This window comes from Pseudarthrobacter sp. MM222, assembly GCF_947090775.1.
Classification (GTDB): Bacteria; Actinomycetota; Actinomycetes; order Actinomycetales; family Micrococcaceae; genus Arthrobacter.
On record NZ_OX352321.1, the window covers coordinates 1,705,902 to 1,726,339 of the forward strand.

Below are 20,438 nucleotides of genomic sequence, written 5' to 3' on the forward strand. Positions count from 1 at the left end.
CCCGGCACGGCCGGGAAACCTCCCGGGGAGCAGGGGTGCTCTTGACTATGATCGAACGATGACCTCTTCGAGTTACTTCCGCTTCCCGCATCTGCACGGCGATCTGGTCACCTTTGTGGCCGAGGACGACGTGTGGATTGCGCCCCTCGGAGGAGGCCGCGCCTGGCGGGTCTCCTCCCTGCAGTTGCCCGCCCGCAGCCCCCGCTTCACCCCGGACGGCAAGCGCCTCGTATGGACCGTGGTGCAGGGAACGGCCCCGGAAGTCGTCACGGCGGAGGTCGACGGTGGCGGCTACCGGCAGCTGACTTACTTCGGCCACAGCTCCACCCGGGTCAAAGGCTTCACTCCCGCCGGGGACGTCGTCGTCACCAGCGCCTTCCGCCAGGCCGACAGCCGCCACACCCACGCGTACAGCCTGCCCGTGACCGGCGGCTGGGCGGCGGAACTCCCGTTCGGCCCTGTCGAGTCGGTCGCATTCGGCCCGGTCGTGGGCGACGAGCGCCCCGTGGTCCTCGCCAGCGTGCTCTCCCGTGAACCGGCCTGGTGGAAGCGCTACCGCGGCGGGACAGCGGGCAAGCTCTGGATAGACGGGGACGGAAACGGCGAATTCGAACGGCTCGCGCCCGAACTGGACGGCAACCTCACCGACCCGATGTGGGTGGACGGACGGATCGCATTCTTGTCCGACCACGAGGGCTACGGCAACCTCTACTCCGTCCTTCCCAGCGGCACGGATCTCCGCCGGCACACGGATCACGAAGATTTCTACGTCCGGCACGCCGCCACCGACGGCCAGCGGGTGGTCTTTGAATCCGCCGGCGAACTCTGGCTCCTGCCGAACCTCGGCTCGGACGCCGTCAAACTCGAGATCTCGCTCGGCTCCGCCTCGCAGGCGCGGCGCGCCGCCCAGCTGTTGCCCTCCCGCCACCTCGGCGATGTCATTCCGGACCGCTCCGGGGGATCCAGCGCTGTGGAAGCCCATGGCACTCTCCACTGGCTGCGGCACAAGGACGGCCCGTCCCGCGTTCTGGAAGCCACGCCGGGCGTCCGGGCACGGCTGCCACGGCCCTTCGGCAACGGCAAGATCGCGTATGTTGCCGACCACGACGGCGTCGAGGCGCTGTACCTCAAAGCCATCGCCGCCACGCCGGCTGGTGGGCCTGAGCGCGTCGGCCCCACGGCACCGGCCGCCGCCTCCAATCCGGCGACGCCGGGGGAGAACTCCGACGCCGGCACGCCGCTGCCGCAGCCGGTCTCGGCCGCCTCGCTGACCCGGCCGGCCGCCTCGGTTTCAGTGGCTGCCCCCGCCGCTGGGCCCGGTCCCGCGTCCGACGCTGCCGCCGCCGACGCTGCCGACACGGCCGGTGCCGGCGCCGATGCCGCGGACGCCGTCCCGGCCCTGCAGGGAAGCGTGGTCTCCGGTCAGTCGACGAAGATCGACTTCCCCAAGCCGAGCCGCGCCAGCGCCATGGAGGCCAGCCCGGACGGGAACTGGCTCGCCGTGGGCACCGCCTTCGGCGACATTTACCTGGCGGACACCCGCGCCGGCAACCTGACACTCATCAGCAGCATCGGCGAAGGCAGCATCGACGGCTTCAGCTGGTCCCCGGATTCGGCCTGGCTGGGCTGGTCCGAGCCGGTCACCTCGTTCGGCTCCCGCAGCCGGCTGCGCATCACCAAGGTAGACGCCGCCCCGTTGGCAAGGGACGGGAAGCGCGTCCTCGTCGACGTCACCGACGGACGCTTCCGCGACGAATCTCCGTCGTTCACGCCGGACGGCAAGTACCTGGCCTTCCTCTCCAACCGCAGCTTTGACCCGGTCTACGACGGACACTCCTTCGACCTGTCCTTCCCGAGCCCGATCAAGCCGTACCTGGTGGCCCTCGCGGCTGACACTCCCTCTCCATTCGGCCCCACCGTCGATCTGCAGGACGGAGTCGACGCCGACCGGGGTGCCGACGCCGCCGAAAATGACGCGAAGGGCGAGGCCCCCGCCGTCCGGGTCGACGCCGAGGGCCTGGCCCACCGCGTGATTTCCGTTCCCGTGCCGCAGGGCAACTACTCGGCGCTCACGGCTACGTCCGGCGCCCTGCTCTGGCTGGACAACGAACTCTCCGGTGTGACCGGCGAAGGCCGCGCTAGCCTGGAGGACAAGAATGCCGCGCCGTCGCTGGTCCGTTTTGACCTCGCCAAGCGGCGGACCACCACCATCGTCGAGGCGCTGGACAGCTACCGCGTCTCCGGCGACGGGGACAAGGTGGTTTTCGTGCAGGACAAGCAGATCCGGGTCACCCCGGCCGGCGCCAAAGCCGACGAGGAATCCGGCCAGCTGGTCAAGGTGGACCTCACCCGCATCCGCGTGCAGCTTGACCCGTTGAGCGTCTGGGGCCAGGCCTTTGACGAGACCTGGCGCCTCCAGCGGGACTTCTTCTGGACCGAGGACATGGCCGGCCAGGACTGGAACTCGGTACACGCCCGGTACCGGCCGATCGTGGACCGGCTCGGCTCCCACGACGACCTCGTGGACCTTCTGTGGGAGCTCCACGGCGAGCTGGGCACCTCCCACGCCTACGTCCGTCCCGCCGCCGTCACCGAGAACGGCAGCAATGGCCAGGGCCGCCTCGGCGCCGACCTCGCCTTCACCGGTGCGGGCTGGGAGATCACCCGGATCCTGGCCGGCGAATCCTCTGACCCGCTGGCCACGTCGCCGCTGACCCGGCCGGGCGCGGACGCCAAACCCGGCGACGTGCTGCTGGCCATCGACGGCGTGGAACTCACCGAAACCAGGACGCCCGCCATGCAACTGGTCGGCGCCGCCGGCCGGGCCGTGGAACTCACCCTTCGCAATGGCTCCGGGCACGGGGACCAGGCCGGTAGTCACCGCCGGGTGGCCGTGGTCCCGGTCAAGGATGAGGAGCGGCTGCGCTACCAGGAGTGGGTCACCGCCAACCGCCGGACCGTCCGCGAAGCCTCCCAGGGCACCTTCGGTTACCTGCACATCCCGGACATGATGGCCAACGGGTGGGCCCAGCTGCACCGCGACCTCGACACCGAGACGGCGCTCGACGGGCTGATCGTGGACGTCCGCCGCAACCGCGGCGGCCACACCTCCCAGCTGGTGGCGGAACTCATCGGGCGCAAGGTCACCGGATGGAGCATGCCCCGGGGGGAGAAGCCCCGCACGTATCCGCACCACGCACCGCGCGGCCCCGTTGTCATCCTCACCGACGAATTCGCCGGCTCCGACGGCGACATCATCACCCAGGTCTCCAAACTGCGGGGGATCGGTCCCGTCATCGGCACGCGGACCTGGGGCGGCGTCGTCGGCATTGACAACCGCTTCGCCCTTGCGGACGGGACCGGCGTCACGCAGCCGCGCTACGCCACCTGGTTCTCCGGCGGGGTGGGCTGGGGCGTCGAAAACTTCGGTGTCACTCCGGACATCGAAGTGACCTTCCCGCCGCACGCCTACGCCGCAGGGACAGATCCGCAGCTGGAATACGGGATCGGCGCGCTGAAGGAAATGATCCAGGAACTGCCCACCGATCGGCCCCCGCTGCGGGAAGGCTACCGCCAGGTGCGGCCCGCACCGCTGCCGGCGCGCCAGCCGGGCAAGTAGCCAGCCCGGCAAGTAACCGGGCCGGCAATCCCGGCACCAGGGCTTCACGCCGAAGGCCCCCGTTCCCGGAGATCCAGGAACGGGGGCCTTCCGCGTGGGGCCGGCGGCGTACTAGGACGCCAGCGAGGCGTCCAGGGTGATCTTGATGCCGGTCAGGGCAGCCGAGACAGGGCAGCCGGTTTTGGCTTCCTCAGCGATGCGCTGGAACTCGTCTTCGGTGATCCCCGGGATGCGCGCGCTCATCGTGAGGTGGCTGTCCGTGATGCCGGTGCCGGGGACGAAGGTCACGTCGGCCTTGGTGTTGACCTCCTCCGGTGTGTGGCCGGCCTGCGCCAGGGCGTGGCTGAAGGCCATCGAGAAGCAGGCTGAGTGGGCGGCGGCGATCAGCTCTTCGGGGCTGGTCTTGCCCTCGGACGCCTCGGTGCGCGCCTTCCACGTGACATCGAAGTTGCCCAGCCCGGAACTGTCCAGCGTCGTGTTACCGGCGCCGGTCGCCAGGTCGCCATTCCATACAGTGTGTGCGGTGCGTGTTGCTGCCATGTCCACTCCTCGTCGTTGTGAATCAGCGAGCCGGCGAGGCGCCGGTTCGTGTCGTGTCCAATCCTAGGGATTCCACCCAGCCAGCGCACCGGTGTCCGCTCTTAGAGGATTGTGACCGCGTACAGTGTCGTCATGGAAATCCCCGAACCGGGTGCAGCGCCCTCGGCACGTATCGCCACCATCATGGTCAATGCCGCGGACGCTGAGCGCCTGGCCGGGTTCTGGGCCGCTCTGCTGGGCACCTCGGTCTCGTCGCGCTTCGAACAGTTCGTCTGGCTCCGGCCCGCCGGCCCGGGCGCCCCGCAGTTGGCCTTCCAGCAGGTCGCGGAGCCCACGGAAGGCAGGCGCCGCCTGCACCTGGACATCCACGGCCCAGATCCCGGGGCCCTGCGCGCACTCGCCGAATCCCTCGGCGCCCAGTTCGTGGAAGGCAACGACATCGGCGATTTCCACTGGGACGTGATGCAGGATCCCGAGGGTAACGAATTCTGCATCGCCGGCGACTGACTGTCCACGACTCCCCAATGGACAAGCTACCGATGGAGCGTTTAACAGCGACGGCGACGCATCGCAAGGGTGCGTCGCCGTCGTCGTTGGCTAGAGGAAGCGGCTACTGCCAGAGCGTCGCGATGGCCACGTTCAGCAGGGCCAGACCGCCGACGCTGTGCGCGAGGCCCTTGCTGATCGGCTCGTCCTTCTTGTACTTGCGGCGGCCGATGAACGCCAGGACAGCAACGGCCAGGGCGATGGCGAACTTGATCCCGAGCTTGAAGTAGTTGGCATCCATGTCCAGCGCGGGAATGAGCCCCATCATCACGACGCCCGTAAGGATCTGCAGGGCGGCGCCGTCGAACTGGCGGGGGTGGACGGTGGGCTTCTTCATCTGGCCGATCCAGATGCCGACGATCATGGCGGCGCCGATGATGTGCAGGAAGACCATGACGTTATAGACGATGTTCATGGCATCAGTGTAGCCAGAGTGTTCTACGCAATGTAGTAGGACCCGCTGACGGTTCAGGATCTGCCCACGCGATGGACCGGACACGGGAAACGGCGACGGCGGTACGGGCCATCCGGTGGTTCCCACCGGCGCCCGCACCGCCGTCGCCGTCGGTTTGCTTTTAGACTCTAGAGTCCGAGGTCCGCTTCGAAGGCGCCTTCCTCAAGGCGTGCCTTCAGCGTCTGCAGGAACCGTCCCGCGTCGGCGCCGTCCACCAGGCGGTGATCGTACGTCAGGGAGAGGTACATCATCGACCGGATGGCCAGCGAATCATCGCCGTTCTCGTCGGAAACCACCACGGCACGCTTGACGATCGCGCCGGTGCCCAAGATGGCGACCTGCGGCTGGTTGATGATCGGGGTGTCGAACAGGGCGCCCACGGAACCGATGTTGGTGATGCTGAAGGTTCCGCCGGACAGCTCGTCCGGGCCGATCTTGCCGTTGCGGGTACGGTCGGCGACGTCGGCAATCTTGCCGGCCAGGCCGGCGAGGTTCAGGTTGCCGGCGTCCGAGATGACCGGAACCAGCAGGCCCTTGTCGGTGTCGACCGCAATCGCCAGGTGCTCGGCGTTGTGGTAGGTGATCTCCTGCTTGTCCTCGTCGTAGGAGGCGTTGACCTTCGGGTGCTGCTTCAGGGCCTCGGCGACAGCCTTGGCGATGAAGGGCAGGAAGGTCAGCTTGGAGCCGTTCTGGGCCTGGAAGGAGTTCTTGGCCCTGGCGCGCAGCTTGGCGACCTTGGTCATGTCCACCTCGTGCACCTGGGTCAGCTGCGTGGAGATGTCGAGGGACTCGCGCATCCGGCGGGCAATGACCTGGCGGATCCGGGGTGCCTTCTGCACGGTGCCGCGCAGCGCGGACAGCTCGGCTGCCGGAACTGCCGACCGGGCGGGGGCAGCGGACGCGGCCGGCGCGGCTGCAGGGGCGGGAGCGGCCTTTGCTTCCGCGGCGGCGAGCACATCCTGCTTGCGGATGCGGCCGCCGACGCCGGTTCCGCTCAGCGAGGAGATGTCCACGCCCTGCTGGTTGGCGAGCTTGCGGACCAGGGGAGTGACGTAGCCGGACTCGGCGGAAGCGGCGGAAGCGGCCGACGCGGGAGCCGCAGCGGCCGGGGCCTCCTGCTTGGGAGCCTCGGCCGGGGCGGCGGCGGGTGCCGCGGCGGCGGGAGCTTCGGCCTTGGGTGCCTCGGCCGGAGCCGGAGCGGCCGGCGCCTCAGCCTTCGGCGCTTCGGCCTTGGGTGCCTCGGCCGGAGCCGGAGCGGCCGGCGCCTCAGCCTTCGGCGCTTCGGCCTTGGGGGCCTCGGGGGCGGGGGCCGCTGCCGGTGCGGCGGCGCCGGAGCCGATCACGGCGAGGACGGAACCGACCTCGGCCGTCTCATCCTCGTTGACGCGGATTTCCTGCAGCGTGCCGGCGACCGGAGACGGGATCTCGGTGTCGACCTTGTCCGTGGAGACCTCGAGCAGGGGCTCGTCCACCTCGACGGTGTCGCCGACGCTCTTCAGCCAGCGGGTGACGGTACCTTCGGTGACGCTCTCACCCAGGGCGGGGAGCGTGACTTCGTGTCCCTGGCCGGCGGGAGCTGCAGCGGGGGCTTCGGCAGCAGGCGCCTCGGCGGCGGGAGCTTCAGCTTCCGGTGCCGGTGCTTCGGCAGCGGCCGGCGACTCGGCCGGTGCTGCTTCGCTCTCGCCTGCGGCCGGAGCTGCCTCGGCCGGCGCCGCAGCGGCCGCGGAACCGGAGCCGTCGCCGATACGGACCAGCGGTGCTCCGACTTCAGCGGTCTCGTCTTCGGCGACGAGGATTTCCTCGATCACGCCGGCGATCGGAGAGGGGATCTCGGTGTCTACTTTGTCGGTGGAAACTTCGAGCAGCGGCTCGTCCACCTCTACCCGGTCACCTACCTGCTTTAGCCAGCGGGTGACGGTTCCTTCGGTGACACTCTCACCGAGGGCGGGCAAGTTAACGGATTCAGACATGTCGTCCCCGTTCTCCTTATTGATCTTTAGTGCGGATGATTGCTGCCTTGGTCGAGCTTAGTGCACCCGGCTTTTCGGGCCGGGTGCACTACGCACGGTGTTCTTGCGGTGGTGCGAGCGGAACTGCTAGCCGTGGAGGGGCTTGCCGGCCAGGGCCAGATGCGCCTCGCCCAGCGACTCGTTCTGGGTCGGGTGGGCGTGGACCAGCGCGGCCACGTCTTCCGGGTAGGCTTCCCAGTTCACGATCAGCTGTGCTTCGCCGATCTGCTCGCCCATGCGGGCGCCGATCATGTGCACGCCCACCACGGGGCCGTCCTTCTGGCGGACCAGCTTGACCAGGCCGCTGGTGCCCAGGATGGAGCTCTTGCCGTTGCCGGCCAGGTTGTACTCCTGGGTCTGGATCTGGTCCTCGCCGAACTTTTCCTTGGCGGCCTTCTCGCTGTAGCCGACGGTGGCGATTTCGGGCTCGGAGTAGGTGACCTTGGGGATGTTGACGTCTTCGACGATGACGGGCTTGAGGCCGGCGATCTCTTCGGCGACGAAGATGCCCTGCTGGTAGCCGCGGTGCGCCAGCTGCACGCCGGGGACGATGTCGCCGATGGCGAAGATGTTACCCACGCCGGTGTGCAGGCGCTCGTTGGTGATGACGAAGCCGCGGTCGACGGTGACGCCGGCCTCCTCGTAGCCGAGGTTCGCCGTGACAGGGCCGCGGCCGACCGCGACGAGCAGCAGGTCGGCTTCGAAGGTCTTGCCGTCGACGAGGGTGACCTTGACGCCGTCGTCGTTCTGCTCGACGCCCTGGAAGAAGACGCCGGTGGAGAACTTGATGCCGCGCTTCTTGAAGGCGCGCTCAAAGGCCTTGACGATCGTCGCGTCCTCATTCGGGACCAGCGAGGGCAGGCCTTCGACGATGGTGACGTCAACGCCGAAGGACTTCCAGACCGAAGCGAACTCGACGCCGATCACGCCGCCGCCCAGGATGATCGCGCTCTTCGGGATGAAGTCCATGGTGAGGGCTTCGTCGGAGGTGATGACCTTGCCGCCGATCTCCAGGCCCGGCAGGGTGCGGGAGTAGGACCCGGTCGCGAGGACGATGTTCTTGCCCTTGTAAGCGGTGCCGTTCACGACGATGGTGTCGGTGCCCTGGAGCTTGCCTTCGCCCTCAATGACGGTGATGCCCTTTTTGCCCTTGATCAGGCCCTGCAGGCCCTTGAACTTGCCGGCAATGATGCCGTCCTTGTAGGCGTTGACAGCGGTGATGTCGATGCTGTCGAGGGTGACGTTGACGCCGTACTTCGCCGAGTCACGGGCGTGGTCGGCCAGCTCCGCGGAGTGCAGCAGGGCCTTCGTGGGGATACAGCCGTTGTGCAGGCAGGTGCCGCCGAGCTTGGCCTTTTCGATCAGGCCAACGGTAAGGCCAAGCTGAACAGCACGCAGGGCAGTTGCGTAGCCGCCGCTGCCGCCGCCGAGTACCAGGATGTCGAATTCTTGCGCAGTTGCCTGATCGGCCACTAAAACGCTCCCTCGCGTGAACGATGACACGAGAGTACGCATCATCTGGTCTTGGAACTTCCCGCCGAGATGATGCCAGCGGGCCGGTTCCCTTTCATTTGGAACTACCGAAGTTCACCTTAGCGAACCACTAATACATGCTCCACCTTGCCGTGGCTTTTGTGGAGCGCTTGTGTCGAGTGTCACGCGGCTTTGTGGCCAGGGAGTCAGCCCGGCCACAAAGCCCCGCGTCCGCTCAGACGGCCTTGGCCAGGATGTCCTCGGCGTAGGCCACCAGGGTCCGCACGGTGCAGCCGGTGCCCTGTTTGTGGTTGTAGCCGTACGGGCTGCCGTTATTGAAGGACGGGCCGGCGATGTCGATGTGCGCCCAGGGGATCTGCTCGCCATCCTTGCCCTTGCCGACGAATTCCCGCAGGAACACCGCCGCCGTCATCATTCCGCCGTGGCGTTCGCCGATGTTGGCGATGTCCGCGACCTGCGAATCGAGGCTGGCGCGGAGTTCCTCCGGCAGCGGCATCGGCCAGACCAGCTCGCCGGCGCGGTCCGCGGCGGCCTTGATCGGGCCTGTGACGGTGTCCGCGCCCATGACGCCCGCGGTGCGGTCGCCGAGGGCAATCAGCTGGGCGCCGGTGAGGGTGGCGACGTCGATGATGGCGTCCGGGTATTCCTGGCTAGCCGCGACGATCCCGTCCGCCATGACCAGGCGGCCTTCGGCGTCGGTGTTCAGGACCTCCACGGTCTTGCCACCGAACATGGTCAGGACGTCGGCCGGGCGCTGGGCAGCGCCGGAGGGCATGTTTTCCGCAATGCAGAGCCAGGCGGTCACCTTGACGGGCAGGCCCAGGCCGGCGATGGCCAGCACGGTATTAAGCACGACGGCGGCGCCGGCCATGTCGCTCTTCATGTCGCCCATGCCCAGCGCCGGCTTGATGGAGATGCCGCCGGTGTCGAAGGTGATGCCCTTGCCAACGAGGGCGATCTTGGCGGTCGCCTTGGCCGGGGCGTACTCGACCTTGACCAGGCGGGGCTGCCGGGTGGAGCCCTTTCCGACGCCCAGGATGCCGCCGAAACCTTCCTTGTCCAGGCGCTTCTCGTCCCAGACCGTGACCTTGACGGGCAGGCCCTTGGAGAGTTCCTTCGCGGCGTCCGCGAAGGACTCGGGGAAGAGGTGGCTGGGCGGCTGGTTGACCAGCGAGCGGGTCGCGTTCACTGCCTTGCCGATCAGGGCCGCACGGGTCAGCGTCTGCTGCAGGCCCCGGTCAGTGGCGAGGTCGGTGACAATGGCGACGTTCTTTACCGGATCCTTCAGGCCATCCTTGGAGGTGCGGTATTCGGTGAACGAGTAGGCGCCCATCGCGGCACCCTCGGCGACGGCTGCGACCTCAGCCAGGGACGCCGTCGGGAGAGCCAGGGTGACGGTGGCAGCGCCGGCCAGCTGGCGGACCGCCGAGCCGGCGGCGCGGCGCAGCGCTTCCTCCGTCAGGGGATGGTTCGGGGCAAGCTTGCCGACGCCGGCGAGTACCAGCACGGCCGCCCCGGCTTCCGGCAGGCCCGGCAGGCGGTGGGCCTGGTCGACCGCCCCGGTGACGCCAAGAATGCTCAGTGAGTCCGCCAGCGCCTCGGCGGCCTCCGCCGACAGGGGGTTGCTGAGCAGGATAGGACCGTCCGTGCCCTGTCCCACTCCGATGACGAGGGCGTCGCTGGGGTACTTCCTCAGATCCCCGGCGATTGCACTAAGTTTCACTTCGGTATTCTTGACCACGAGGACAGTCCTCAATTCTCTCTGATATTCGGCAGGAACTGCATGTTCGGCGCCCTGCCCTGGAACCGGTGCCACAGTCGGCTTGAGACGTGACTTCGGTGACTTCACGGCCGTCATTGGGGCCAGTTCCGATCGTAGTCTCTCCGCCGGGCGGCTGTTCAATTGAATGAGAGCTGGAGCACACCGGCGGCAGGAATGCCGGCGCGGCCCCGGGCGTTGTTCAAGGTACCGGAACCACCGCCAGTCGGGCCGTTGTGTCCGGAAACCTCCGCCGCGCGGGTCTGGTCCCGCTCCTCCCACCGCCGCTATTGCGAAAGGAACATGCCGTGATTGAACGGATTTCCGGCTCCCTGCTGGACCCCGAATCGCTCTACCTGCGTGATGACAGGCTGTTCCACAGCCCGGAGCTGCGCGGACTGAACCTCGTCATGGGTTTCACCGGCTTCGCCGACGCCGGTCACGTCGTCAGCCAGATCACCGCCGAAATGCTGGACGCGCTGGACGGGGAAATGATTGCCGAGTTCGACGCCGACCAGCTGCTCGACTACCGGACCCGGCGCCCGCAGGTCAGCTTCGTCGAAGACCACCTGCAGGACTACCAGGCTCCGAGCCTTGCGCTGTATCGGCTCGCTGACGGCCTGGGGAACCCTTTCCTCCTGCTCGCCGGGTTTGAACCGGACCTGCAGTGGGAGCGGTTCGCCCGGGCCGTCGTCGGCATCGTCGAGACCCTCGACGTCAACCTGGTCACCTGGATCCACTCCATCCCCATGCCGGTGCCGCACACGCGGCCGGTGGGCGTAACGGTCCACGGCAACCGCCCGGACCTTATCGAGGGGATCTCGGCGTGGAAGCCGACGGTCGAGGTGCCGGCTGCCGTGGGGCATGTCCTTGAGTTGCGGCTCGTCGCGGCTGGCCGCAACGTCGCCGGCTACGTGATCCACGTCCCGCACTACCTTGCAGAGGCGGAATACCCCACGGCTGCCGTGGCCGGGCTGGAATACCTGGGCGCAGCCACCTCGCTCATGCTGCCCGCCGACCGCCTGCGCGAGGCGGGCCGCGAAGTGGGCCGGCAGATCGCCGAACAGATCGCCGCCTCGGAGGAAGTCCAGCAGGTCGTTTCCCGGCTCGAGACGCGCTATGACGAGAAGGCTGAGGGGACCGTCCGGCGGTCCCTGCTGGCCGATGAGAACGACCAGCTTCCGAACGCCGACGCCCTGGGCGCGGCCGTGGAGGCCTACCTGGCCCGTAAAGAGCCGGGCGAATAAATACTATTTCTTCCGGGAGCGGGCATAATGGAGGGGTGACCGCACCCCGAGCCTGGCTGATTTGGATCGTCGGGGTCTTCGCCTATCTGGTGGCGGTCAGCCAGCGCACGTCGTTCGGCGTCGTCGGGCTGGAAGCCACGGAGCGCTTCTCTGCTAGCGCGGCCGAAATTTCGTTCTTCACGGTGCTGCAGCTCCTCGTCTACGCGGGCCTGCAGATCCCGGTGGGCGTGCTCGTGGACCGCCTTGGTTCCCGGGCCATGATCGCCGCGGGCGCATTGCTGATGGGGCTCGGACAGCTGGAATTGGCCTTCGCGGACAGCATCCCCGGCGGAGTCCTGGGCCGCGTGCTGGTCGGCGCCGGCGACGCCATGACCTTCATCGCCGTCATCCGCCTGATCCCGCTGTGGTTCGCGCCGGTGCGTGTTCCGCTGCTCACGCAGCTGACCGGCATGTCCGGCCAGCTCGGCCAGCTCTTCAGCGTGGTGCCGTTCGCCATGATCCTGCACTCGGCAGGCTGGACCCCCGCGTTTCTGACGCTGGCCGCCATGTCCGCCCTCGCCGTCGTGCTCGTGCTGGTTCTGCTGCAGGACCTGCCCCCGGGACATCCCGCACCCGCGCCCTCGCAGGGGCTGCGCGCCACGGGAATCTCGCTGTCCCATGCCTGGCGGCAACCCGGCACGAGGCTCGGGTTGTGGAGCCACTTCACCATCCAATTCAGCGGCACGGTGTTTGCCATGACGTGGGGTTATCCGTTCCTGATCTCCGCCCAGGGCCTGGATACCGTCACCGTGTCCGCCCTCATGACCCTGTACGTGGCGGCCGCCATTGCCGCCGGGCCCCTGATGGGCACCTTCGTTGCCCGGCACCCGTTGCGCCGCTCCACCATGGTCCTGCTGATCTCTGCCGCCACGGCCGTGGCCTGGGCGGCGGTGCTGCTCTTCCCGGGCCGGTCCCCGCTGTGGCTGCTGGCCGGACTCGTGGTGGTGCTGGCCGTCGGCGGTCCCGGCTCCATGATCGGCTTCGACTTTGCCCGGACGTTCAATCCTGCCCATCGGATCGGAACCGCCACGGGAATTGTCAACGTCGGCGGGTTCATCGCCGCGCTCGTGTCCATTTTTCTGATCGGCCTGGTACTGGACGTATTGCACACCACGGGCTTCTCCCGGGGGGAGTTGTACGGGCTCGCACCGTTCCGGATTGCCCTGAGCATCCAGTTCCTCCTGCTCGCGGCGGGAGCCGGGGCCATTCTCATCACCCGGCGCAAGGTGCGCCGGCAGATGGCCGCCCAAGGCGTCGTCGTACCTCCGCTGCGCGCGGCGCTCGCCCGGAACCGCCGGCTCAGCGCGGAACGGCGCCAGCAGCGCTGACCTTGGAGAACGGTCCCGGCGGAGTGGTTGTCCACATACGGCTGCCCCGGGGCTGACGCCGGGCCACGGGACGGCCAAGCTGGCGCTATGACAGCTCCCGATCACCTGAAAATTACCGGCCCCGAAGACGTCCTCGGGTACATCCCGCATTCGCTCGGCTACTGGCCGTCGCGCAGCCTCGTGGCCATGACCATGCAGGGCAAGCGGCTCGGGGCAACCCTGCGGGTCGACCTTCCGGGGGACGGCAGTCCGGGCGGTTTCGCGGGGTTCGCCCGTACAGTGGCCGGTTACCTGGAGGCAGACGACCACGCGGACGGGGTCCTGCTCGCCTTCTTCACCGGCAGTGACGTTACGGTCACCGGCGGGGCGGGAGCGGCCTGGGCCGAACTGCTCGAGGAGCTGGAGCACGCACTGGCGGAAAGCGGCATGCCGGTGCGGGACGCCTGGCTGATCGGCGCCGAGCACTGGCGCAACGCCTATTGCACCGATCCTGCCTGCTGCGCCCCGCCCGGCCGGCCCATCGACGAGATCAGGAACAGCAAGCTCAATGCGGAGATGGTCTTCCGCGGCAGCACCGTCGGGCCCGCGCCCGGCGCCGAGGCAGCCCGCCCGTTCCCTATGCCCGAGGACACGGCGGTGCTCGAATCGGAGCGGAACTGGTACCGGCTCTTCACCGGACACACCCGGGACCAGTCGCAGTATTCCCAGGTACTGGACGTCTGGGCTGTGGTCCTGCAGTCACCCGCCGGAAGGCGGCTGCCCCTAGAGCTCGCCGGCTACCTGCGGGCCGCGCTACGCGTCCCGGCCTGGCGTGATGCCGTACTGGTGATGGCGGCCGCCGGTCCGGAGGCCGCCGAGCAGGGCGCGGCGGACTTCGGGATGTTCGACTCCTCCGGCCCGCTGACTCCGCTGGCTCCGGTGCCGCTGCCGCCGCTGGACGGTTTCGGGCCGCTCCCGCCGGTCCTGCCGCGTGCCGGGGTTGCCAGTGGTGGATCGGACGGCGCTCCGGCGGTTCCGGGGTATGGCGAGGTGTTGCTCGGGCTGGCGCCTTCCGTGCCGGACTGGCAGCGGATGGCAAGCCTGGAGCGGATCCTCGTGCAACTGGGCGAGGCCGGCGGCGGGGAGGCCGCGGCTGCCGCGTTCACCGGACGCGGCTGGATCGAATGGTGCCGGGGCAAGGGCTCCTTCGCCGATGCCCTGTTCAGCCGGGCGGACGCGCAACACCCGGGCTACCGGCTGGCCGTCCTCCTGGCGGAGCTCGTGAGCCGTGGCACGTTGTGCGGGTGGGCGGCAAGGAGGGAGGCCGCATGGCAGAAGTTCGAGCCGGGAGCGGCGTGACCGGGATCGAACGCTGATCCGCGCCGAATTGCGCAACCCCCGCCCCGGATCGGAACCCAAACTGAAAATCGTGAGACAATGGTTGCCGAGACCCGGTTGGGTCCGTGGATCAAGAGCTTGTAGTTAACCCGGAAACGGGGAACATTACGGCCGCCCCAGCAGTTCTACTAAGTGGCTCTGTTGGCCGTGGTGGCTCTTGATGGAAACCGCGGACTTGACAGGGTCATAGTGGTGTTGCCCGTATGGTGATTCCACAGACCGCCGCTAGAAAGGTTTTCTGTGACCCCGTCTTCCGCGAAGAAGGAACCCGCCGACGTTTTGTCCCCCGAGGACAAGAAGGCGGCGACGAACGCCAAGCGCGCCGCGACGCGCGCTGCAAACAAGGCTGTCAAAGACGCGGCCTCTGCCGAAGGCGACGACACCGCATCGGCACTCGCCAAGCCAGAACCCAAGAAGCGCGGGCCCAAGCCCGGCGCCAAAGCCGCGGCTGAGGCCGCCGGCAAGGCCGCCCGCGGTGACGACGACGAAGACGCCGAAGTTGAGGTGGACCTCGACGACGTCCCGGCTGACGCCGTCGAGCTCGGCGACGACGGCGAAGAGATGCCCGGCAAGGCCGCTGCTGCCACTACCGGCTCCGGTTTTGTCTACTCCGACGCCGACGATGACGACGCCCCCGTGCAGCAGGTCATGTCGGCCGGCGCCACCGCCGACCCCGTCAAGGACTACCTGAAGCAGATCGGCAAGGTCGCCCTGCTTAACGCGGAGCAGGAAGTGGACCTGGCCCTGCGCATCGAGGCCGGCCTGTTCGCCGAAGAAAAGATCAACGCTGACGACGGATCCATGGACCCGAAGCTCAAGCGCGAGCTTGAATTCGTGATCCACGATGGCAAGCGGGCCAAGAACCACCTCCTGGAGGCCAACCTCCGCCTTGTGGTGTCGCTGGCCAAGCGCTACACCGGCCGCGGCATGCTGTTCCTTGACTTGATCCAGGAGGGCAACCTGGGCCTGATCCGTGCCGTCGAGAAGTTCGACTACACCAAGGGCTTCAAGTTCTCCACCTACGCCACCTGGTGGATCCGCCAGGCGATCACCCGCGCCATGGCCGACCAGGCCCGCACGATCCGTATCCCGGTGCACATGGTCGAAGTCATCAACAAGCTCGCCCGCGTGCAGCGCCAGATGCTGCAGGATCTCGGCCGCGAACCCACGCCCGAGGAGCTGGCACTCGAGCTGGACATGACTCCGGAAAAGGTCGTCGAAGTCCAGAAGTACGGCCGCGAACCGATCTCCCTGCACACCCCGCTGGGCGAGGACGGCGACTCCGAATTCGGTGACCTGATCGAGGACTCCGAAGCCGTTGTTCCGGCCGATGCCGTGAGCTTCACCCTGCTGCAGGAACAGCTGCACTCGGTGCTGGACACGCTCTCCGAGCGCGAAGCCGGCGTCGTGGCGATGCGCTTCGGCCTGACCGACGGACAGCCGAAGACTTTAGACGAAATCGGCAAGGTCTACGGTGTCACGCGGGAACGGATCCGCCAGATCGAATCCAAGACGATGTCCAAGCTGCGCCACCCCTCGCGCTCCCAGGTCCTGCGGGACTACCTGGACTAGGCTCCAGCTTCAACACCGCAAAGGCACCCGCCGGATCAGGATCCGGCGGGGGCCTTCGCCGTCCGGGGGCCTTCGCCGGGGGCCCTCGCTCTCCCCGGCCAACCCAGCCTGTTCCGGCCGACAAAAAGGGCCCCTCCGAACGGAGGGGCCCTCGTCTGCTGCGTCTCAGGTCACGGCCCGGCTCTTCGGCATCTGGCCGGCCAGGCGTTGAGCTGACTGCATGTGGTCTAGTCGACCGGAAGCGGCGCCTTCTCGTGCAGGCGTCCGGTCTCGTCGTGCCAGTCAGAGCTGAGCGGCCTGAGTGTCGGTTCTACGGCCCGTGCGTGGTGGCCGCAGAAGAGAAGCTCACCGCCGGAGGCACCGAGAACAACCCGGACATACGCCTGTGCACCGCAACGATCGCACCGGTCAACGGTGGTGAGTGTGCGGTCCGCAACTGCTGTTGTCATGTTCGGCCTCCTTGGTAGTTCGGTATACCTATATAACCAGCATTCGCAGCCAAAGCATCGCAAGGATGGCCCACTTTCGCTGTGCGCGTATCACGTCTCGATAACGGGAGAAGCGGCACCGGGCCGCGGAAGGGAGTGGCAACCCATAGCAGGGCGGCACTCCGACTACCCTAGTAGGAGCGTTCAAAATGTGCTGACTGTTCCGTCCCTCAAGGAGTTTCCGCCCCGTGGCACCAAGTTCTGATTACACCGCCCGGCATCTCTCCGTACTGGAAGGCCTCGAGGCCGTCCGCAAGCGCCCGGGCATGTACATCGGCTCCACGGACTCCCGCGGCCTCATGCACTGCCTCTGGGAGATCATCGACAACTCCGTCGACGAGGCCCTCGCCGGCTTCGGCCATGACATCAAGATCATCCTGCACGCGGACAACTCAGTTGAGATCCACGATGACGGCCGCGGCGTCCCGGTGGACATCGAACCGAAAACCGGGCTCTCCGGCGTCGAGGTGGTCTTCACCAAACTGCACGCAGGCGGTAAGTTCGGCGGCGGTTCCTACACAGCCTCGGGCGGCCTGCACGGCGTGGGCGCCTCCGTCGTGAACGCGCTGTCCTCCCGGCTGGACGTAGAAGTGGACCGCGGCGGCAAGACCTACAAAATGTCCTTCCGCCGGGGCGAGCCCGGCCGGTTCAAGGACCCCGGCACCAAACCGGACCCGGCGACCGTCTTTGAACCGTTCATTGATGGTTCGGTGCTGGACATCGTCGGAAAGGCCAAACGCGGAGTCACCGGCACCCGGATCCGGTACTGGGCGGACCGTCAGATCTTCACCCCGGACGCCAAGTTCTCCTACGACGAACTCGCCGCCCGCGCCCGGCAGACCTCCTTCCTGGTCCCCGGCCTGAAACTGACCGTGCGGGACGAGCGCAAGGTTGCCGGGACCCCGGGGGAGTCCGGCCCGCATGAGGAAGTCTTCCACCACGACGGCGGCATCTCCGAGTTCGTGGAGTTCCTTGCCGGGGACCCCGCGGTGACGGACATCTGGCGGCTGCACGGGGCAGGCAAGTTCAAGGAAACCGTCCCCGTCCTGGACGAGAAGGGCCACAGCCAGCTGGCCGAAGTGGAACGGGACTGCGAAGTGGACGTCGCCCTCCGCTGGGGCATCGGCTACGACAGCACCGTGCGCAGCTTCGTGAACATCATCTCCACGCCCAAGGGCGGCACCCATCAGTCCGGCTTTGAGCAAGCCCTGCTCAAGACCTTCCGCAAGGCCGTGGAAAGCAACGCCCGCAAGCTCAAAGCGGGCAACGACAAGATCGAAAAGGACGACATTTTCGCGGGCCTCACCGCGGTCCTGACCGTACGCCTGGCGGAACCGCAGTTTGAGGGCCAGACCAAGGAGATCCTGGGCACCTCCGCCGTCCGCGCCATCGTGGCGAAGGTGGTGGAGCAGGAGATCAACGCCAAGCTGAACTCCGCCAACCGCAACGACAAGGCCCAGTCCGCATTGCTGCTGGAAAAGGTCGTCAGCGAGATGAAGTCCCGCATCTCGGCCCGCGTGCACAAGGAAACCCAGCGCCGCAAGAACGCCCTGGAAACCTCCTCCATGCCCACGAAACTGGCGGATTGCCGCACGGACGAGGTTGCGCGCTCCGAACTGTTCATCGTGGAGGGTGACTCCGCCTTGGGAACGGCGAAGCTGGCACGTTCCTCCGACTTCCAGGCGCTCCTGCCCATCCGCGGCAAGATCCTCAACGTGCAGAAGGCCTCGGTGGGGGACATGCTCTCCAACGCCGAATGCGCCGCGCTGATCCAGGTTGTCGGGGCTGGTTCCGGCCGGAGCTTCGACATCGATGCCGCCCGTTACGGCAAGGTCATTCTCATGACGGACGCCGACGTCGACGGCGCCCACATCCGGACCCTCCTGCTGACCCTGTTCTTCCGTTATATGCGTCCGATGATCGATTCAGGCCGCGTCTTCGCCGCGGTCCCGCCGCTGCACCGGGTGGAGGTGGTCAACGCCGGCCAGAAGGCCAACGAGATGATCTACACCTATTCTGAGGCGGAGCTGCACGTGCTGCTGGCCCGTCTCGCCAAGGAAGGCAAGCGGTACAAGGAGCCGATCCAGCGCTACAAGGGGCTCGGCGAAATGGACGCGGAGCAGCTGGCCGAGACCACGATGGACCCGCGCCACCGCACCTTGCGCAAGGTGGGAATCGAAAACGCGAAGCAGGCCGAGGAAACCTTCGACCTGCTGATGGGTTCCGACGTCGCACCCCGCAAGGATTTCATCATTGCCGGCGCGGCCAGCCTGGACCGGGAGCGGATCGACGCCTGACTCCGGGTCCACGCTGCGCAGGCGGGACGTCTGCCCCTTACGCGCCGTTCCACCTTCGGATAGTGTTTCTGTCACCGATCCGGACACGGACGCTCGGACCCGGATTCCGCAAATCCAGGAGTTCCCATGAGGCACCGGAATATCAGAGCTGCGGCCATCGCCGCCACTATGGGGCTGGCGGTCGGTTTCGCACCGCCCGCTGCCGCCGACGCAGGAACGGACTCCGGGGCGCTGAGGGCTGCCGTGTCCGCAGAAAACATTCTGTCCCACCTCAAGGCGCTGCAGGCAGTCGCGGATGCCAACGGCGGGAACCGCGCTGCCGGAACACGGGGCTACGAGAAATCGGCCCGTTACATCGAGGATCGACTCAAGGACGCCGGCTACGAACCGGTCCGCCAGCGGTTCACGTACAGCCGGTACGGGTTCGTGGCTGCGGCGCTGGAGCGCATCTCCCCGCTGCCGAGAACTTACGGCTACGGCGCCGCGGACGGGTTTTTGGACATGTACTATTCCGGAGCCGGCGAGGTGACTGCCCAAGTCAGTGCCGTGGATATCAACCTTGCCGGCGCACGCGGTTCGACGAGCGGCTGCGAGAAAGCTGATTTCCGGGGCTTCCGGTCCGGCCACATCGCCCTCATCCAGCGCGGCACCTGCGGATTCCGGGACAAGGTGGACAACGCCGTGGCAGCCGGGGCGGCCGGCGTCATCGTCTTCAATCAGGGCGATGTGGTTCCGGGAGATGACCGCATGGGCCTGTTCGGCGGAACCCTTGAGGCTCCCCAGGCCAAGGTCCCCGTCGTCAGCACGACCTTTGACAACGGCGCCGAGCTTGCCGGCCTCGGCGCTGCGACTCTGCGCCTGGCCGTTGATGCCACCGTCACCCGCATCAAGTCGTTCAACATCCTGGCCGATACGGGAGGACGTGCCGACCGGAAGGTGGTGGTCGGCGCGCATCTGGACTCCGTCGGCGAGGGACCCGGAATCAACGACAACGGCACCGGACTGGGCGCCATCCTGGAAACCGCAATCCAGTTCAAGGAGACCCACGAAAAAGCCAGGAACAGGGTGCGGTTCGCATTCTGGGGCGGCGAAGAGGACGGTCTGATCGGCTCCGACTACTACGTCTCCCAGCTCTCCGACCGTCAGATCAAGGACCACGCCGTCAACCTGAATTTCGACATGGTCGGCTCGCCGAACTACGTCCGATACGTATACGACGGCGACGGTTCGTCCTACGGAGCGGCTGGCCCCGCTGGATCCGGCGTCGTTGAAAAGGTCTTTCTGGACTACTTCGCGTCCCAAGGACTGCCGGCCGCGCCGACGGCCTTCGACGGGCGCTCGGACTACTTTGGCTTCATCGAGAACGGGATTCCGGCCGGTGGCCTGTTTACCGGCGCGGAGGACCTGAAGACACCGGAGGAGGCAGCTGTCTTCGGCGGTACGGCGGGCGCGCCGCACGACCCCTGCTACCACGCGGCCTGCGATACCATCGCGAACGTCAACACCACGGTGCTCGACCAGATGGCCGACGCGATCGCACACGCGACGCTGACCTTCGCTCAGACCAAATCGGCGGTAAGCGGCACGGCCACGGGTAAGAGCCTCACAGAACTCAAATTCAAGGGGCACAGCAGACTGCGGTAAGGGACACAGCAGACTGAGGTAGCGC

At 67.3% G+C, this 20,438-nt stretch carries 14 protein-coding genes; 8 read left to right on the forward strand and 6 right to left on the reverse strand.

What is annotated here, in order from left to right:
* Nucleotides 1–58 precede the first annotated feature (58 nt).
* The gene (locus OM977_RS07750) at nt 59–3,619 is read left to right on the forward strand and encodes a S41 family peptidase (protein ID WP_264356911.1); all 3,561 of its coding nucleotides are present in this window, start codon (nt 59–61) and stop codon (nt 3,617–3,619) included.
* Between the two features lie 111 nt (nt 3,620–3,730).
* Here the strand turns inward: OM977_RS07750 and OM977_RS07755 are convergent, their stop codons facing one another.
* Nucleotides 3,731–4,159 (reverse strand): OsmC family protein, encoded by a 429-nt coding sequence (locus OM977_RS07755; RefSeq protein ID WP_264356912.1) that lies wholly within the window; start codon nt 4,157–4,159, stop codon nt 3,731–3,733.
* Between the two features lie 132 nt (nt 4,160–4,291).
* Between OM977_RS07755 and OM977_RS07760 the strand changes: the two genes are divergently transcribed.
* Complete coding sequence (locus OM977_RS07760) at nt 4,292–4,666, forward strand: VOC family protein (protein WP_264356913.1); 375 nt, start codon at nt 4,292–4,294, stop codon at nt 4,664–4,666.
* Between the two features lie 103 nt (nt 4,667–4,769).
* On the opposite strand, the gene OM977_RS07765 is transcribed toward OM977_RS07760, so the two are convergent.
* From OM977_RS07765 to OM977_RS07780, 4 genes are all read right to left on the reverse strand, one after another.
* Nucleotides 4,770–5,120, reverse strand: coding sequence for a hypothetical protein (locus tag OM977_RS07765; RefSeq protein WP_264356914.1), 351 nt, complete (start codon nt 5,118–5,120; stop codon nt 4,770–4,772).
* A gap of 167 nt (nt 5,121–5,287) precedes the next feature.
* Nucleotides 5,288–7,129 (reverse strand): 2-oxoglutarate dehydrogenase, E2 component, dihydrolipoamide succinyltransferase, encoded by a 1,842-nt coding sequence (gene sucB, locus OM977_RS07770; protein ID WP_264356915.1) that lies wholly within the window; start codon nt 7,127–7,129, stop codon nt 5,288–5,290.
* 126 nt (nt 7,130–7,255) lie between these two features.
* Nucleotides 7,256–8,641: a dihydrolipoyl dehydrogenase gene (gene lpdA, locus OM977_RS07775; RefSeq protein WP_264356916.1), complete on the reverse strand. Its 1,386-nt coding sequence runs from the start codon at nt 8,639–8,641 to the stop codon at nt 7,256–7,258.
* A 235-nt stretch (nt 8,642–8,876) separates the two neighbouring features.
* Nucleotides 8,877–10,403 (reverse strand): leucyl aminopeptidase, encoded by a 1,527-nt coding sequence (locus tag OM977_RS07780; protein WP_264356917.1) that lies wholly within the window; start codon nt 10,401–10,403, stop codon nt 8,877–8,879.
* Between the two features lie 326 nt (nt 10,404–10,729).
* On the opposite strand from OM977_RS07780, the gene OM977_RS07785 reads away from it, so the two are divergent.
* From OM977_RS07785 to OM977_RS07800, 4 genes are all read left to right on the forward strand, one after another.
* On the forward strand, nt 10,730–11,668 hold the full coding sequence (locus OM977_RS07785; protein WP_264356918.1) for a proteasome assembly chaperone family protein: 939 nt from the start codon (nt 10,730–10,732) through the stop codon (nt 11,666–11,668).
* A gap of 35 nt (nt 11,669–11,703) precedes the next feature.
* Entirely contained in the window at nt 11,704–13,035 is a 1,332-nt protein-coding gene (locus tag OM977_RS07790) for an MFS transporter (RefSeq protein WP_264356919.1), read from the forward strand.
* Between the two features lie 87 nt (nt 13,036–13,122).
* The gene (locus OM977_RS07795) at nt 13,123–14,373 is read left to right on the forward strand and encodes a DUF4192 domain-containing protein (RefSeq protein ID WP_264356920.1); all 1,251 of its coding nucleotides are present in this window, start codon (nt 13,123–13,125) and stop codon (nt 14,371–14,373) included.
* Between the two features lie 279 nt (nt 14,374–14,652).
* Entirely contained in the window at nt 14,653–15,984 is a 1,332-nt protein-coding gene (locus OM977_RS07800; protein WP_264356921.1) for an RNA polymerase sigma factor, read from the forward strand.
* Between the two features lie 227 nt (nt 15,985–16,211).
* Here the strand turns inward: OM977_RS07800 and OM977_RS07805 are convergent, their stop codons facing one another.
* A complete protein-coding gene (locus OM977_RS07805) occupies nt 16,212–16,433 on the reverse strand; it encodes a DUF7455 domain-containing protein (protein WP_264356922.1) in 222 nt (73 codons plus the stop codon).
* Between the two features lie 227 nt (nt 16,434–16,660).
* Here OM977_RS07805 and OM977_RS07810 point away from each other — a divergent pair, with 227 nt between their 5' ends.
* Nucleotides 16,661–18,769: a DNA gyrase/topoisomerase IV subunit B gene (locus tag OM977_RS07810; RefSeq protein ID WP_264356923.1), complete on the forward strand. Its 2,109-nt coding sequence runs from the start codon at nt 16,661–16,663 to the stop codon at nt 18,767–18,769.
* Nucleotides 18,770–18,895: 126 nt separating this feature from the next.
* On the forward strand, nt 18,896–20,413 hold the full coding sequence (locus OM977_RS19625) for a M20/M25/M40 family metallo-hydrolase (RefSeq protein WP_270103243.1): 1,518 nt from the start codon (nt 18,896–18,898) through the stop codon (nt 20,411–20,413).
* Nucleotides 20,414–20,438: the final 25 nt, after the last annotated feature.